Origin of the sequence: Photorhabdus sp. RM96S (assembly GCF_042879335.1) — a bacterium.
GTDB lineage: Bacteria > Pseudomonadota > Gammaproteobacteria > Enterobacterales > Enterobacteriaceae > Photorhabdus > Photorhabdus kayaii.
The window spans coordinates 1-364 of the sequence record NZ_JBHFKT010000209.1 but is presented as its reverse complement, the minus strand read 5'-3'; the positions used below and the strand labels follow the sequence as shown (position 1 = coordinate 364).

Genomic DNA, 364 nt, shown 5'->3' with positions numbered 1-364 from the left:
GCCATTTGGTGGCAATCAAATTAATCTCACGTTTTATGATCATCAGGCAAAACCCGTAACAGAACACCACTATCGCGAATTTTACTGCCAATATCACAGATATCATACGCAGGCACGGACATTGGGCATCGGACAAATCTGTATACCCAGCGAGCAGATACCCAGCCATATTCAGGCCAGGAATATCGTGGCGGCGTCAAAAGATCTTCCTGCCGTCATAAACAGTCATCAGCACTGGCCGATACTCTCTTTATTGTCGATTGGGCCATTTTTTCTCAGTCATATTGAATCAGTCAGATCTCTGGTCAAACAACTTGATACCTTCGCGCATCTGGACGCCCCGCGTAGCCGGCATATTCAGCGC

The 364-nt window shown here is 47.3% G+C and carries 1 protein-coding gene; it reads left to right on the top strand.

All coding sequences use genetic code 11. The annotated features are described in order from the left end of the window. On the top strand, positions 1 to 364 hold a 364-nt coding region (locus ACGF49_RS25010), incomplete at both ends, for a type VI secretion system baseplate subunit TssF (protein WP_387493457.1).